Origin of the sequence: Paenibacillus helianthi (assembly GCF_001909055.1) — a bacterium.
GTDB lineage: Bacteria > Bacillota > Bacilli > Paenibacillales > Paenibacillaceae > Paenibacillus_AQ > Paenibacillus_AQ helianthi.
The window spans coordinates 1-15,807 of sequence record NZ_LVWI01000073.1 but is presented as its reverse complement, the minus strand read 5'-3'; the positions used below and the strand labels follow the sequence as shown (position 1 = coordinate 15,807).

Here is a 15,807-nt window from a genome sequence, read left to right as displayed (position 1 = left end):
GTGCCTATACTGTGTACCAGGTTTATGGAAGAGCCAGCTTTTCCACCCGAATGTTGACAACAGCCAGCGTCAGGCCAAGCATATTCTCCACAGCCCCGCGGACATTATACTGCAGACTTTTACATACCTCTTGAATCCGGCAGCCATAGTCCACTATGATTTGAAGATGAACGGCAACCTCCTCCTCTGACACTTCCACGGACATTCCTTTAGCCCCGAATTTGCTGCCCAGAAGTTTGGCCAGATTCCCCGTAACGGAACTACCGGACATTCCTGCGATCCCCGGAGTATCCATAACAACATAGCTAATAATAGCCGATATCACCCGATCAGAAATATCAACAAGCCCTTTTTGAACACCTTGATCCATCGTAAGTTCCTCCTCAAAGTATGGTTAGTTTGAGCATCGTCCGAATCGCTTCGTACAAAATTCACTTCGAAAGCATGCGCCTAATATCTACCAAGTACAGATAGGCTTACTCTCCTGAATCCGCAGCCAGCTGCGGCTCTTCCGGCCAGCGCTGCCGGATAAACATCTGGTACAGCTTCACTGTAATAATTTTGAGCATCATATAGACCGGAATAATCAGGAGTATACCGATAATACCGCCAAAATCCCCACCGGCCAATACCAGAATAATCGTAGTAATCGGATGGATATCAAGGCTTTTCCCAAAAATATAGGGTGCTACCAGGTTATCCTGAATCTGCTGGGCAACAAGCACAACCACAATGGACCAGACTGCCGTTGAAGGTGACTCAAACAGTCCGATAATTAAGATGGGAACTGTTGACAGAATTGCTCCTATAAAGGGAATAAAGTTCATCAACACAGCTAGCAGTGTCAGGAGAAGCGCATAAGGCAGGCCTATAATCAAAAACCCAATATACATCAATACGCCAAGGGCCAGATTCACCAGTACTCTGCCTACGATAAATCCGCTGAGCGCCCCGTCAATGTCGGAAACCACCCCAGCGCCTTCTGCCTGAAAGCGTTTCGGGAAAAAGCTCACCACTTTTGCGCCAAACTTACCGCCTTCCTTGAGCATGTAGAACAGAAGAATGGGAAAAGTAAACAGCACCATGGCAAAATTGGATACAAAGGAGAACAACTCCGATACAGAACTCGTCATCAGGGAAAAGCCTTTATTCAGATAATCCATCAGTTGGCCCGCCGGATTCATATCCGCAGGTATCAGCGAAGATAACAGCTTACTCTCCTCCAGCTTCTTCAGTTGTTCGCCCACGGCCGTGAACACGTTTGGCATGTTATTGCCGAGATTCACCAGCTGATTCTTCAGCGATGGCCAAACTCCTACACTGAAGCACATGAACAGCACGGCTATGATCAAATAGACCAGCAAAATAGCTGCCGTACGGTTCAGCTTCCGTGACTCCAGCAGATCAATCAGCGGCCGCAGCAGATAATAGAAGAACACCGCCAGCATTAAAGGCACGATGACCACACGGAATAACGAGAAAACCGGTGTAAAAATAAAATTCACTAGGGTGCCTACATAAATAATTCCCAGCACCAAAAGCACAGCGATACAAATGCGGATAAACAAATTTAATTTGGCCATGACCCTCTCCCGTTCCTGAATTCATCCTGCCGTCCTATTTTGGAATACGGACGGTGAAAACCGTTGGTTCTCCCTCTCTGCTCTCAAGCGTAAGCGAACCGTCCATCTTCTCTACGTTCTTCTTCGCAATGGATAATCCAAGCCCTGTTCCGCCACTTGCCGTCCGGGATTCGTCCCCACGTACAAACGGATCGAAAATCGTTGACCAGAGCTCTTTGGGGATGCCTATTCCGTTATCTGCAATCTCTATACGAACCTCAGTATCCTCCGGGATGACGGTTACCCGCAGGCTGGTCCCTTCAGGATTGTAGGCCAGCGCATTGGAGATCAGATTATTGATAACACTTGCGAACAGCTCCGGATCATAGCGGGCATATACTTCTTCATCTGGAACCTGAAGCTGAAGCTGGAAGTCTTTTTGCTCAATTTCGCCGTAGGTATCAGCAACAATCTCCCGCAGATGATCCCCCAGCTCCAGCCGTTCTGTATGAAGAATGAAATCCGGAGAGTCCAGCTTCAGCAACTCCAGCATATGCTGGATCAGCTTCGTCACCTGCACCGATTTGGTGTAGATATAATTCAAGTACTTCGTCTGGCGTTCAGGGTCAGTCCCCCGGCCTTCCATCAAGGCCTGCGCATAGCCCTGGATACTTGTAATCGGTGTTTTCAGATCATGAGACAAGTCCACCATCAGCCTCTGCTTGCTTTTCTCAGCCTTCCGCTTCTCATCTGTTGTCTTCTCAATCACGTCGGCCATGTAATTGAAGCTCTCGCCGATCCGGAGGAATTCTGTCTCGGCATAAAGCGCAATCCGTGTGCTGTAGTGCCCTTCCATCATCTGCTTCAGACCGAGATTCAGCACCCGCAGCGGCTTCTTGATGCGTCTTGTGACCCAATAGCTGTATACAAAGATCAGCATGAGAATTAATCCGCTGACCATAAACACATAGAAAAACACAGAATGATTCAAATAGGAAACCAGTACAACGTTGTTAATGGATACTTTGATTACACTTCGGGGGATTTTGAGCAGCAGCCAGGCTGCGTGGCTCTCTCCATCTAGTTGGGTAATCGAATAGTAATAAGGCTGATCTGTGCGGTTCTCTAATCCCAGAAAGAGACTATTCTCATCATAGGAGAGGGTCTGATCCTGCTTCTCTCCAATGACACGGATCACCTGTTTACCGGAATCAAGGATCTCCAGCCATCCCCCGCTATGCAGCAGCCGCCTGCTCTGTATACCCTCGCCCAGCTCTTCCCGGTAATCCCCAGCCTCGACGGAAAGATTCGGGTCCGTGAGCTGTTTGTTCAGAATCAGATGGGTGATATCCTTCTGGATGAACAGGTAGACTATCAGTACAATCATCAGCAGCATACAATTGAATAGCAGGAAATCCAGCGTAAGTGACGTCTGCAGCGGACGGTTATCCCTACTTTTCCACGGGTGCTTCAATTTTGTACCCCAATCCCCTGATCGTCTTCAGGTATTCCGGCTTCTTGGAATCACGTTCAATTTTGTCCCGGATATTGCTGATATGCACCATGATGCTGTTATCTTCATAGACGTAAAAGTCTTCCCAGACGGCTTCGTAAATCTTCTTCCGGGTGAAGACCCGGCCCGGCTGCTCCATCAGCAGTTCCAGAATTTTGTACTCTGTAGAGGTCAAGCTAACCGGCTCTCCTGACACCTGTACCTGACAGCTGCTCCGATCGAGCAGCAGGCGTCCGAGCACGATCTGCTCCTTCTTCGCTTCTTGTACCGCCGGGGCGTCGAACTGGTGAACCCGCCGGAGCATCGACCCTACACGGGCGACAATTTCCAGGGGATTGAACGGTTTGGAAATATAGTCATCCGCCCCCAGCTCAAGCCCCAGGATTTTATCATGATACTGGCTTTTGGCTGATAGAAACAGCACTGGAAAATGATTGTTTTCACGGATTCGCTTCAGCAGCTGCAGCCCGTCCATGCCCGGCATCATAATATCGAGAATCGCCAGATCAACGGTATGGCTCTGCATCAGCTTGAGCGCCTCATTTCCGTTCTGTGCTTGCAGAATGTTGTATTCCTTCTCCAAATAGAGCTGCAGCAGCTCTACAATTTCCGATTCATCATCGGCAATCAGAATGGTATACATCGTGAATCCCCCTCTATCTTTTTCCGCAAGGTGCGTTAATTGTAACTATAGCCTGCCATTCTTTATCCTGTCTAAACCAAATCTTAAGAATAGATAAAGTTTACTGAAGCAAGCAGAAACGGTTTGGCCGTCCTTCTAAGGGCGGTAAATATAAGGATAAGTTATAGCGTGAAACATATAAATTCTTAAATTTAAAAAAAGCCGTACACCGGGCGAATCCCAGGTACGGCCTGACTGCTGAGGGGCGGAGCGGTGGTTAAAAAGCCACGCCGATTCCGCCTTCTCCGGCATATGTACCCATCACAGGTCCCATACTGGAGAACAAAATCTCTTTGAAAGGGTGCTTCTCAAGAATACGCTCCTTGATCTCCAGCGCAAGTTTTTCGCAATTGCTATGTACAATGGCGATAACCGCCTTTTCGTAATCATGCTGTTTGTCTTCGAGCTTCGCCAGCAGATGAGTTAGTGCCTTCGGCAGACCCCGTGTCTTCTCAACCACCTCGACAGTCCCCTCGTCGCTGATCTTCAGCAGCAGCTTAATATTCAGCACGGAAGCTACGGCACCGGATAACCGGTTCAGACGCCCGCCTTTGATTACATTCTCCAGGGTGTCCAGGGTAAAGTAGGCTGTCACTTCCTCGGCTTTGTCCAGAACCATAGCCTTAAGCTCTTCTAGGCTTGAGCAGGTCAGTGACCATTTAGCCGTCATGGCGACAAGGAGGGATAAGCCCCCGGAAAAGGTTTTGGAATCTATAATTTCAATCGCATTGGGTTGGCCTTCTTCTTCATACATTTCCTTGGCAATCAATGCGGTCTGATAAGTGCTGCTTATATTGGATGACATACAGACGACCATAATGTCAGTGCCTGCTTCCACTTCTTTGAACTTGTTCAGGAAGACCTGCGGACTGGGACTGGCCGTCTTCGGCAGCTCTTTGGAGTCCCGCATTCTGGCATAAAAAGCCTTCGTATCGGTATCTTCCGGCATGAGATCATGCTCGAAGTGAACGGGCAAATGAACGATATCCACATTATATTTCTCTGCATATTCAAGGGGTAAATCCGAACCGCTGTCGGTAATGATCTTGATGGGCATCAGAGTGCTCTCCTTTCAATTCTATATTATTATAGCCAGCCTGATGGGCAATCAATAGTACATTTTATAACTTGTCAAAAATCTTGTTTTATGCTATCCGATCTTTCTTAACGGTTCGTGATGTGATATGGTGAAAGTATAAGCCTACAGAAATGGAGTGTAATCATGAGCAAGGGAAGAGTATGGAATAAAGGCAAACATAACGGAAGAGGTCTATCGAAGAAAAATATAGCGTCAGAGGAAACAGAGGGACAAATGCAGCCTGTAGAGGCTGAGGAGAGTTTCATTCCGCGCATTGATACGGTCAAGCCAATGAACCGCAGCAACTGGGTAACCCGGCCGTCCCGGACGACTCCTAAGGAGCCGGAGAAGAAGTCATAAACCAGTTAAGGAATTGAATTTCCAGCGAGACACATAAGGATCATTTCTGGCGTGAAGCGTATAATATTGTGGCAAAAAACAGGCAGCAGCGTAATTCCTACGCCACTGCCTGTTTGTCGTATCCTCATGGACATTTATAACTGTTCCCTGAATCTAATGTCAGATCACTAATCACCAGTCTTCTGTACTAGAGATTCACACTCTTCATGCTCTGTTCCGGATAGCGGGTTCCGGCTGCCACTCCTAGTGGCGCAGCATCATCAATGCTCTTCAGATCGTCATCATCTAGGCTGACATCCAGTGAACCGATGTTCTCCTCCAGATATTTCAACCGCTTCGTACCGGGAATCGGAATAATGTCGTCACCCTGTGCAAGCAGCCAGGCCAACGCCAGCTGGGAAGGCTCGCATTCCTTCGCCGCAGCAATCTCCCGGATACGCTTCACCAGATCCAGATTTCTGGCGAAATTCTCCCCTTGAAAACGCGGAGAAAAACGGCGATAGTCGTCTTCCGCCAAATCCTCGAATGTTTGAATTTGACCGGTAAGAAATCCCCGGCCCAGCGGGCTGTACGGAACAAAACCGATGCCAAGCTCACGGCAAACAGGCAGGATCTCATCCTCCACATCGCGGCTCCATAGCGAGTACTCTGTCTGCAGCGCCGTGATCGGATGAACCGCATGGGCACGGCGGATCGTTCCGGGAGCCGCTTCTGACATACCGAGGAAGCGGACTTTTCCCGCCGTTACGAGATCAGCCATCGCGCCTACAGTCTCCTCGATCGGTGTGTAAGGATCTACCCTGTGCTGATAGTACAGATCGATATGATCTACTCCCAGACGCCGAAGGCTGGCATCACAGGCAGACTTCACATATTCAGGACGGCCATTTACACCGAGCATTTTCCCTTCTGCACTCCGCACATTGCCAAATTTGGTGGCGAGCACCACATGATTCCGTTGCCCCTTAATCGCTTGTCCCACTAGCTCTTCGTTCTTCCCGACTCCATACATATCTGCCGTATCCAAAAAAGTCACACCCAGATCAAGTGCCCGGTGGATGGTACGGATGGATTCCGCTTCATCCCGACCGCTGTAAAAGTCGGACATCCCCATGCAGCCCAGTCCCAGCGCCGAAACCTGCAGCTTGCCACTTCCCAGAATTCTGGTCTTCATTTCCAAACCGCCTCCTTTATTCTAATTATCATACCATAGGGGCTTCCAATGCTTAAATTTCAGTTCCTCTAATGATGTAAATATGAACGCAAAAAAAGAACATCACCAAAATGATGTCCTTCATCTGTAAACTTCTGCTATTTCACCCTATCTTCGGCCTTCTTACAGCTCAAGCGACTCCCCATAGGCAAGCGGTGTTCCCTTGATCCCGGCCTTACCCAGCGCCTGAACAAAAGCTCCCACATCCTGCACGATGGGCGGAAAAGTATTGTAGTGAATCGGCAGCACGTGTTTGGCTCCCAGCCATTTGGCGGCGATTAGCGCATGCTCCGGTCCCATGGTGAAATGTCCACCAATCGGCAGAATCGCCAGATCGATGTCATAGAGCTCGCCGAACATTTTCAAATCTCCGAAAAGTCCGGTGTCTCCCGAATGCAGAACGGTGCGTCCTTCCGCCTCAATAATGAAGCCCGCAGGTGTACCTCCATAGATGCGCTGTCCATCCTCTAGTGTAATGCTTGAAGTGTGGAACGCATGGATCATCGTCGCCTTCGCAAAACCAAAATCAACCGTCCCCCCGATGTTCATCCCAATGGTCTGGACGCCCTTCCCTTCCATATAGCCTGCCAGCTCCACATTCGCCACAACCGGCACATTATTCTGCAGTGCAATCGGGGCTGCATCCAGAATATGATCCACATGAGCATGTGTCAGCAGCACCATATCCGTCTGAATATCCTCCGGTTTGGTGACCGCAGCAGGATTGCCTCTGAGAAACGGATCGATAATCAGCGACTTGCCGTTCACCTCAATCTGTATACAGGAATGGCCATGATAAATGATTTTCATAAGTATCTCTCCTCTTCTCGAATGGAAATTCATTGGGTGCAAATCGACTAAACCGTGCAAAACCCTAAAGTTTACGTTACAATGACACCAAATACGCAGAAGTCCGGTCATAACCGGAAATCGTGAATATATCTATTTTTATGTCGTTCGTATGACTTTATGATATATCCATCAATGCCTATTGTCAAGAGAGGTGTGAAGAACGTTGCTGTCCGTTGAAAAAACCATGCTGTTTCTGTTATCCAAAGTGGAGCAGATGGGCGCCCAGCAGTTTGTAGAGATCTACCAACAAAGGGGGTATACCTCCACCTACATCCGCAATGCCTTATCCCGCCTGAAAAAGGAAGGTTATATTACATCCCCGTCGCGCTCCTGGTATCAAGTTACAGCAGCCGGCCTCGCATACATCAAGGCGATTAACAGCAAGCCCGCCCGTTATCAGGAGCAGTGGGATCAGACCTGGGATGTGGTCATGCTCGAAGTCCCTGAATCCGAACGCAAAAAACGCGACCTGTTTCGTTCGTCGCTTTTGCAGCTAGGCTATGGACCTCTGTATAACAGTGTGTACATTTCCCCATGGAATTACCGTAATGAAGTCGTTGCACAGATCCGGAAGCTGGAGCTGGAAGGCAAGGTATCTATCCTGCAGGGCCAATTCCTGGAAGGTTCGATTACACCGTTCAAAGCACAGTCCATCTGGCAGCTCGAAAAGGTCAATGCCTTATATCAGGAAAAATCAGGCTGGCTGCAACAGGAGTTTGCTCCTTTGATGCATCAGGCGCTTGAGGCCGGGCAGCCTTTACAGCTTTTCCTGTTATATCTGCAGATGGGCGAGGAGCTAAGCGGGATGTTCATGACCGACCCATACCTCCCGGATGAACTGCTGCCGGACGATTGGTCAGGCAAACGCGTTCTTCAACAAATGAATGAATATGGGGCTACACTCGCTGGAGCGATTCCCCAGAATTCCTTTTATGCACAATTTATCAGGTGAGCCGTATGAGCTGCGGCAGATGAAGAAGCTGACCTATGGTTGGCTTTTTTGTGGTGCCCCGGAAGAAAGCACAAACCACAAAAAGCAGCCCAAACCGCAGGCTGCCCTTCATATTTCTATCGCTAAACTTCACTATGGCCGGAGACCAGAAGTTCCCTTACCGCTTCCATATTCGTAACCGGAGCACGGCAGGCGAAGTTCCGGCAGACATAAGCCGTGGCTTCCCCGTTCATGGCCGGTTTGTCCGCCAGATGCGGCAGCAGACGGAGAATCCCTTCGGTATCCCCCTCCCAGTTGACAAGGAGTGCAGCATCCGGCAGATACGCCTGCTGGACGTGGGCCAACATGCTGTGGAGTGCAGCATCTTCCCGCTTGCCGGATAGCACCCATTCCCTGCCGCCAGATGCTATTGCCAGATGAGCCTGCAAATACATGGCGTAGCCCGGCGGATAAGCAGATGCTGCCGAAGCCATCACTGCTGCTGTATGCTCAGCAACCATCTTCAGTTCTACATCCTGACTCATTACCGACAGCTTCCACAGCAGCTTCGCAGCCACCGAGTTTCCCGAAGGTATCGCTCCGTCATACCATTCTTTGGAACGGATCGGCAGTTCTTCCCCATCATGCCCCGTAAAAAAGAATCCGCCATTCTCCTTATCAACGAACAGCTCCAGCAGTCCATCCTTCAGGGTCAGCGCCCGCTCCAGATAGACGGATTGACCCGTCGCCTCGTACAGTTCAGTCAGGCCCCAGATCATAAACGTATAATCATCCAGATAAGCGGGAATCGCAGATTCACCGTCCCGGTAGCGGGCCAGCAGCCTGCCGTCCTCCCGCCGCAGCTTGTCCCAGATAAAGTCTGCCGCCGCTATTGCGGCTTGGGCATACTCGGGCTTTTGCAGCGCCTTCGCACCCTTCGCCAGCGCCGTAATTATCAGCCCGTTCCAGGAAGTGAGTACCTTGTCATCCTTTGACGGATGGATACGCTGCTCCCGGTAAGCGAACAGCTTCTCACGCCACTCCTCCATCCTTGTCCGCAGACCCAGCGGATTCATACCCAAGCGCTCCGCCATCACGTCAGGCAAGCCCTCCAGCAGATTCGGAATATTCTCACCTTCAAAATTCCCCTCAGGGGTTATTCCGTACACATGGCAGTAGGAATGCATATCCTCCAGGCCAAGTGCTTCTTCAATCTCCTCTCGGGAGAAGACGTAGAACTTCCCTTCCACCCCTTCGGAATCGGCATCCTCCGCTGAGTAGAAAGCACCCTCCGGCGAAGTCATATCACGCTTAGCATACGCAAAGATCTGCTCAGCGACCTCCGCGTACAGCGGTTTCTTCGTGATCTGGTAAGCCTCCAAGTAAGCAATCGCCAGCAGGGCATTATCGTAGAGCATTTTCTCAAAATGCGGCACCAGCCACTCCCGGTCCGTGGAATAACGCGCGAACCCGAAGCCCACATGGTCGTACATGCCGCCCCGGTACATCGACTCCAGCGTCTTCTCGACCATACGCAGCGCATCCGGCTGGGTGTATGTCTGGCTATAAGCCAGCAGAAACGACAGATTATGCGGCGAAGGGAACTTCGGCGCATTGCCGAACCCGCCATATTCCTCATCGAATTGACGGCGGTACAGCTCATAGGCTTCGTGCAGCAGCTCTTCCCCGGGAATTCCCTCACTACCTTCACTGACACTTAGCGAGTTCTTGCGGTCCAGTGACTGAAGATCCGCGAGCAGATCATCTCCAAGCTTGTCCAGTGCTTCACCATCCTGCTCCCATTTGCGGTGAATCTGCTCCAGCACATCCATCAGCCCAATGCGCCCGAACATCTGCCGCTTCGGAAAATACGTCCCCGCATAAAACGGCTTCTTCTCCGGCGTCAGCAGCACCGTCAGCGGCCACCCCCCGCTCCCCGTCAGCGCCTGACACACCGACATATACAGCGCATCAATATCCGGCCGCTCCTCGCGGTCTACCTTGATGGCGATATAGTGATCGTTAAGAAGCTTCGCTACTTCCTGGTCTTCGAAACTTTCGCGTTCCATTACGTGACACCAATGACAGGTTGACTTAAGCCATACTACGAATACCCAATAGATAAGAAGACAGGCTTGTTGTCGCGTTTGGCGACTTCAAAAGCCTCTTCGGACCAAGGGAACCAGTTCACCGGGTTGTGAGCATGTTGCAGCAGATACGGCGACTTTTCCTTGGCTAATCTATTGGGTACTTTGTGAGTTGTCATGGGGCATCACCTCGTTTCGTGTTGTATTTGGGTAAAGTATTGCTTAGGGTTAGTTTACCCAAAAGGGTGGGGGAAGGCGCAAGGGAAGAAAAAAAGGTAACTCCATATGTATATGGATTACCTTTTATGATTGTTATTCTGACACCCATCTATCGAATAGCATTTGAATATCTATTTTTTCTTTTACGGGTTCTATATCTTTTACTATTTTTTGCAGATCAAGTCGAGTTAGGTACTTTCCAAAATCCTGTTCTAGACCCTCTACAATGCATCCAAACAATAATTGGAGCGAACGATTAGTCATTTTTTTATCTATATATTCACATTGATCGATGAACATAATTATGTCTTCACGTTCTTTTAAATGACGGCATCCAAGTTCACTTGCAATGTATTCATAACTATAATCTTTCAAAGGAATTCTTTTTAAACAAATACTTATCGAATTATATATTTGCCCTATCTCTGAGTTAATTAAAAAGAAGGAATTTGAATTAGAAAGATAGGATTGCATACTTTTGAGGACTTGAATAAGATCACTAACCCCAGATATGTGATCATTATTTAACTCCAAGCTACTTGGATAAAACAAATGCTCCTTTTTTAGCGAATTCTTGTAGTCATCAAACGAAGGCTTCTTTAAGCTCCACTTGTTCCTTTTTACAAATCTATAATTATAATGTGTAATGACATATGGAATAAATTCATCTGCAAGCCATTCAAAAGCAGTTACCGCATCCCAATGTCCATTCCGCTGGATAAGATCCGGGTCATTTTCAAAATGTCCAATATCCCATACAATCCATACTTTACTGTTGCCTTGATTAAAATGGAGAAGGTTATCATCACATCGCTCCGCAACGAGACGCAAATGTAAGCCTATGTATTTTTCAAGTCGTTGCTCTTGAACTTGAACTTGTATAAACATGTTATTCCTATTAAAGACATGCCATTCCGTTTCACCATTCTGATAATCAAATTCGTTACTAAAGCGTAATAAAGTATTCCATAAAGTACGATCGACTTTCATCAAACGATACCCTTTTGTCCAGTATTTTGCTTTTTCAAAAGTTTTTATTCCAAGCATAACCTCAAGTCTTTGTAAGGCATTAATATAATCCAAAACAAAATCATCAATTATTTCGCATAATTGTTGAACCTCATTAATTGAAAGAAAGAAACGATTATTGGGAAATTGAAGACATACCATCTCATTTTGAATTCCAACTATAAACCTTCTCATTCCTAAAGAAATACTCGTATGCAATCCTTGAAATAGTATATTGATAATCTGATTGTGACTAAATGTGATCATGCAATCTCGAATTTTCAAACTTTTGAATGTGATTAAACAAGTGCCATCAATTTGCTTTAGTGTTGGCATAAAAGAATAAATATGGACATTTGGAGTAGCGTTCTTGTATATAAATGCATCTTCACCATACCTTATTACCTGTTTTCCTACTTCAAAATACGAATCTTCTTCAGTTATTAAATCAAACACCTGTTTTGCATATTGTTCACGGTTGCTATTCTCATTTGCATGTGCAAGCAATTCCAATAATGCCTTTTCTTCATCTTTTTTCTTTTTGAATTTATCTATTTCTTTTAGAATATAGGGGATTTTACTTTCTGCTCTCTTTAGATATGACCAAGCAACACCAGGTGGTAATAAATCATCTCTTTTAACTCTAGTATTGAATAAACGATCAGCTGGTACCAAGTTTTCTAAACTATCAACATGAAAAGGTTTTGTGTATCCTAGTTCTCCTAGGTATTGGGCCAACACTTCCGGTTGTTTTTTGTATTTTTCTGGAATGATATGATCCAGTGTATAAAAATTTTTATCTAATGATCGATGATCCAGATAAAAACATTTTTCTCCGTATGCCTTATAAATAGCATATCTTACTGCTGGATCATCTGGATTAGCTTCGTGCATATAATTTACCACCTTATAAACTTAGTAGACCTGTAAATAAGAGATTTATTTAATTGTAATATATTTTCACAAAAAAACGTTCTTGTATTTATGACGTCCGGTGGGTTCAAATGTGTCCGGCTGCTCTTGCTTCCTTCGAAATTCTTCTGCTGAACCGAGGGTGTGTGCCCGATGCGTGAATATAATGTTAACTGAAGTACCCTGGCATCTTCGAATTATCAATCATGATCCTTATTAAAGCTCGTTTTAATCTCTTTGAAAAAAACCATTATTTTTATTATGTCTTCCTTAATTTTTATTTTCTCATCATTAAAGAGCTTGTGAAACCTATCAAATGCTATAACTGTAAGTACAGATTGATAAATATAAGGTTTAAAATCCAGCCATACTTTGTAGTTGATAATATTCTTATTGTCAATTGTTTCAATAGAATTTATTAGTACCAGTAGGAAAGATGCAAAGAACAGCCACAATCTTGGCCTTATGAAATTAACAAAATTAAGATAATGATTTTCGATTGATAGTTTTCTACCTGTTGTTAAATTTAAGAATAATAAAAAGTAATAACCCACCTTGGGTATGTATGCTGTTACAACCAAAGTGAACGTGAGAGAAGCAAATTTCACAACCTCTTGACTCCAATTAAAGAGTGAGAGCATTTTTTTTGTCCCATTATAAATGGCAATTGGTAAGAAACAAAATACATAAAGTAAAAAAACAACCACGAAAACTAACAATGATAGTACAACTAAAATACCAAGTGCTTTCTGTATAAATATTATGATTGGAAAGTGTTCTTTTGTTCTCTTAGGTATCATTGCAGTAATCACATAAATAACTAAAGATATTACTACTATCCACATAAAAAATGCTAAGGTGTTGTTCAATCATTTCTTCCTTTCTTTGTTAATATCTATTTCAGATATTTCAGTTAACGTTCTTGTGCTCACGAACCCGAGAGGCTTAAGGCAGCGCCAACTGCCGGGTGGCTCCACCACTTAGCCTTACAGCGTGTCTGCCTGCAATCACTCCCCCGAATACCCTTGGCAGACCAAGGACCATCAGACCCGAAGCTTGAATACTGTATTAGGTGATGTGCCACACTTCGGAGGATTGCTAAAAAGGAAGTTCCCAATCTTCTATTTTTTTGTTTGAGCTTTGCATTTTTATTTCAATTGATTCAATGAATGAGATCGTGCTTGAAATATTCTTGAAAATGAGCATACTCTCATGATAATTAAGGATCTTATTATCATGTGCAAAGCTTCTATTATTCCTTACATCATTAAATGCATCTAATATAGAGATTGAGTTTTTTAATATCCTTTCAGTCATTTCAGACTCAATATAGCTATTCTTTCTTAAATATTTGACATACTCACCATAGAAGCTATGAAGCGGTTTATTGTTATCGTATGTGATTCCGTGCTTATCACATAAGCTTCTTACATATTTCACTACATAAGTATGCAATCTATCTAAAGCAACCTCAGGTTCATTCTTCTCAATACTATCTCTAATTGTCCTAGCCAATAAACTAAAATCATTATCACCGATATCCGGTTCCATTAAATTTTCAATATGTTCTGAAATTCCATCATTCTTTAGAGCTTCTAAGAACTTCGTGCATTCCTCATATAAAGCATTTTCTTTAGGTTCAATATCAATTTCCAAGAGGCTTTTATTAGTTTTCCAATGTTCTAAAAGTTCTAATGTCAATTTAGCTACTAAGTAATTAGATTCAAGCTTCCAAAAAGCTCTTAGTCTATTTGCTTTCGAATCCCCAAATATTGAATAACGCTCTTCGTAAATATCCTTATCTACAATCTCTAAAATGAATTGAGCAAAGGTCCTATTTGAAAAACCTAAAACATACCCACTACCCATTTCGAATAGTTTTTCTATTTTGGTTTTTTGAATTTTCGAAAGATCCGACATGAAATGAACTCCTTATTCTTGTTAATGTTTTGTGGCATTTCACCTAACGTTGGTGTATTCACGAACCCTTACTGGCTTAAAGGGACGTCAGCCCCGGGTCCGACGGACTTAGCCAGTGCAGGGTTGTCCGGCTGCTCCCACTTCCTCGAAATCCAACTGCCGGACCGAGGGCCGTATGGCCCAATCCGTGAATATGGTGTTATCCGATGCCACCTCTTCTTGGAAAACTCAGACTAGGATGTATAGAATCTATAATCTTGTATTTTTTCATCAAATTCAAAAAATCCTGTTGAAGGATAATCATTACCTACTATTGTAAAGAATCCAACTATTTCATTTAGGTCGATATAATACAATTTTTCATTTCGCATTCTATCGGAACAAAAGAAAAATCCATCAATTACTTCTGTAGTTTCATCAGTTGAGATAAGAAATATATAGCTGTGTATTATTTGATTATATAATTTATCTGCTCCCATTTTTTCCTCTATTGGACTTTCAAATTCAAATAATTCATCAATTCGATGCCAGTTTAATCTTGTTACATTTTTAATGTTCTTATGCGTTCTCACATTCAATTGATATCCTTTTGTTGCCGATGATAGTTTTCCAGCTTCTTCGAGTTTTCGAATAATATAAAAAGAAATCATGATATCCTTTTCAAAAGACACAGCTAGTTCTTCAGAAAAGGGCGTTTTGGGGTATACGTTTTTTATCTTTTCAGTAAGTTCTAATAGATCATCTTTCCAGTATGATGACTCCCATATCATATTATTCGTCTCCTTTGTTTAGGTGGTTTCGGATAATGTAATATTCACGAACTTCGTCAATCTACAGAATACAATTAATAAACGAACAAACCGAAACTCATTTGGACCTATAGACTATGTTCTTATTATACTATGAAATGGAAAAATACTAATAATAAAACAAAAAACCTTCGCCAATTCCAATGGCGAAGGCATCTTAAAATTGATTCACACGAACATCTCACCAATGACAAGTACGTGTGAATCAACAACTAGCTATACCCAATAGATAAGAAGACAGGCTTGTTGTCGCGCTTGGCGACTTCAAAAGCCTCTTCCGACCAAGGGAACCAGTTAACTCTGCCTTGTATCCAAAAATTGTATATAATGAAATTTTCTCATCTGTCGTATCTCCTTCAACAACTATATAAGTTGAACTAGAATTATTCAGTAAGTCGGTCGTTTTCCAAACGAAGGGAAAGACGATCAATAATTGTCTGAGTATCGAGAGCAATGTTTTGCATAAACGCAGCCACTTTTTTGCGGATTTCTGAGACGGTATGGAAAAACACGTTGTTAATGACATCTGATTTCAGCCATTTCCAAAGTCCCTCAACCAAGTTTAGTTGCGGACTATAGGGAGGTAAGAAAACCAATTCAAGACGTGCTTTGTAATCTTCCAAAAAGGGTTGAAGTAATTTCGCATGATGAATACGAGCAT

Annotated in this window: 16 protein-coding genes and 1 pseudogene; 2 read left to right on the top strand and 15 right to left on the bottom strand. The window is 44.7% G+C overall.

Annotated elements, in window-relative coordinates:
• Positions 1-22: 22 nt before the first annotated feature.
• From A3844_RS25950 to A3844_RS25930, 5 genes are all read right to left on the bottom strand, one after another.
• Complete coding sequence (locus A3844_RS25950; RefSeq protein ID WP_074108938.1) at positions 23-370, bottom strand: Asp23/Gls24 family envelope stress response protein; 348 nt, start codon at positions 368-370, stop codon at positions 23-25.
• A 106-nt stretch (positions 371-476) separates the two neighbouring features.
• Complete coding sequence (locus A3844_RS25945; RefSeq protein ID WP_074088021.1) at positions 477-1,583, bottom strand: AI-2E family transporter; 1,107 nt, start codon at positions 1,581-1,583, stop codon at positions 477-479.
• A gap of 34 nt (positions 1,584-1,617) precedes the next feature.
• Positions 1,618-3,036, bottom strand: a complete 1,419-nt coding sequence (locus tag A3844_RS25940) for a sensor histidine kinase (protein ID WP_074088020.1) — start codon at positions 3,034-3,036, stop codon at positions 1,618-1,620.
• Positions 3,014-3,718 (bottom strand): response regulator transcription factor, encoded by a 705-nt coding sequence (locus tag A3844_RS25935; protein ID WP_074088018.1) that lies wholly within the window; start codon positions 3,716-3,718, stop codon positions 3,014-3,016. Before A3844_RS25935 ends, A3844_RS25940 begins: the two co-directional genes overlap by 23 nt.
• A gap of 256 nt (positions 3,719-3,974) precedes the next feature.
• Complete coding sequence (locus A3844_RS25930) at positions 3,975-4,814, bottom strand: DegV family protein (RefSeq protein WP_074088017.1); 840 nt, start codon at positions 4,812-4,814, stop codon at positions 3,975-3,977.
• Between the two features lie 165 nt (positions 4,815-4,979).
• On the opposite strand from A3844_RS25930, the gene A3844_RS25925 reads away from it, so the two are divergent.
• On the top strand, positions 4,980-5,195 hold the full coding sequence (locus A3844_RS25925; protein WP_074088015.1) for a hypothetical protein: 216 nt from the start codon (positions 4,980-4,982) through the stop codon (positions 5,193-5,195).
• 187 nt (positions 5,196-5,382) lie between these two features.
• Here A3844_RS25925 and A3844_RS25920 read toward each other — a convergent pair whose 3' ends face one another.
• The gene (locus A3844_RS25920; protein WP_074108936.1) at positions 5,383-6,369 is read right to left on the bottom strand and encodes an aldo/keto reductase; all 987 of its coding nucleotides are present in this window, start codon (positions 6,367-6,369) and stop codon (positions 5,383-5,385) included.
• 162 nt (positions 6,370-6,531) lie between these two features.
• A complete protein-coding gene (locus A3844_RS25915) occupies positions 6,532-7,218 on the bottom strand; it encodes a metal-dependent hydrolase (protein WP_074088011.1) in 687 nt (228 codons plus the stop codon).
• Between the two features lie 205 nt (positions 7,219-7,423).
• On the opposite strand from A3844_RS25915, the gene A3844_RS25910 reads away from it, so the two are divergent.
• Complete coding sequence (locus A3844_RS25910; RefSeq protein ID WP_074108934.1) at positions 7,424-8,212, top strand: PaaX family transcriptional regulator C-terminal domain-containing protein; 789 nt, start codon at positions 7,424-7,426, stop codon at positions 8,210-8,212.
• 122 nt (positions 8,213-8,334) lie between these two features.
• Here A3844_RS25910 and A3844_RS25905 read toward each other — a convergent pair whose 3' ends face one another.
• The 8 genes and pseudogenes from A3844_RS25905 to A3844_RS25870 form a co-directional block, all read right to left on the bottom strand.
• Complete coding sequence (locus tag A3844_RS25905; protein ID WP_074108932.1) at positions 8,335-10,260, bottom strand: thioredoxin domain-containing protein; 1,926 nt, start codon at positions 10,258-10,260, stop codon at positions 8,335-8,337.
• Between the two features lie 35 nt (positions 10,261-10,295).
• Complete coding sequence (locus tag A3844_RS33810; RefSeq protein ID WP_074108930.1) at positions 10,296-10,457, bottom strand: DUF255 domain-containing protein; 162 nt, start codon at positions 10,455-10,457, stop codon at positions 10,296-10,298.
• A 133-nt stretch (positions 10,458-10,590) separates the two neighbouring features.
• A complete protein-coding gene (locus A3844_RS25895) occupies positions 10,591-12,399 on the bottom strand; it encodes a hypothetical protein (protein ID WP_074108928.1) in 1,809 nt (602 codons plus the stop codon).
• Positions 12,400-12,617: 218 nt separating this feature from the next.
• Complete coding sequence (locus tag A3844_RS25890; RefSeq protein ID WP_074108927.1) at positions 12,618-13,286, bottom strand: hypothetical protein; 669 nt, start codon at positions 13,284-13,286, stop codon at positions 12,618-12,620.
• A gap of 229 nt (positions 13,287-13,515) precedes the next feature.
• Positions 13,516-14,337, bottom strand: coding sequence for an abortive infection family protein (locus A3844_RS25885; protein WP_074108925.1), 822 nt, complete (start codon positions 14,335-14,337; stop codon positions 13,516-13,518).
• Positions 14,338-14,570: 233 nt separating this feature from the next.
• Complete coding sequence (locus tag A3844_RS25880; RefSeq protein ID WP_074108923.1) at positions 14,571-15,107, bottom strand: hypothetical protein; 537 nt, start codon at positions 15,105-15,107, stop codon at positions 14,571-14,573.
• Positions 15,108-15,361: 254 nt separating this feature from the next.
• Positions 15,362-15,445 (bottom strand): annotated as a pseudogene (locus tag A3844_RS25875) (DUF255 domain-containing protein); the annotation flags it as partial.
• Between the two features lie 84 nt (positions 15,446-15,529).
• Positions 15,530-15,807: transposase (locus tag A3844_RS25870; RefSeq protein ID WP_208619460.1), on the bottom strand; the 278-nt coding region annotated here is incomplete at its 5' end.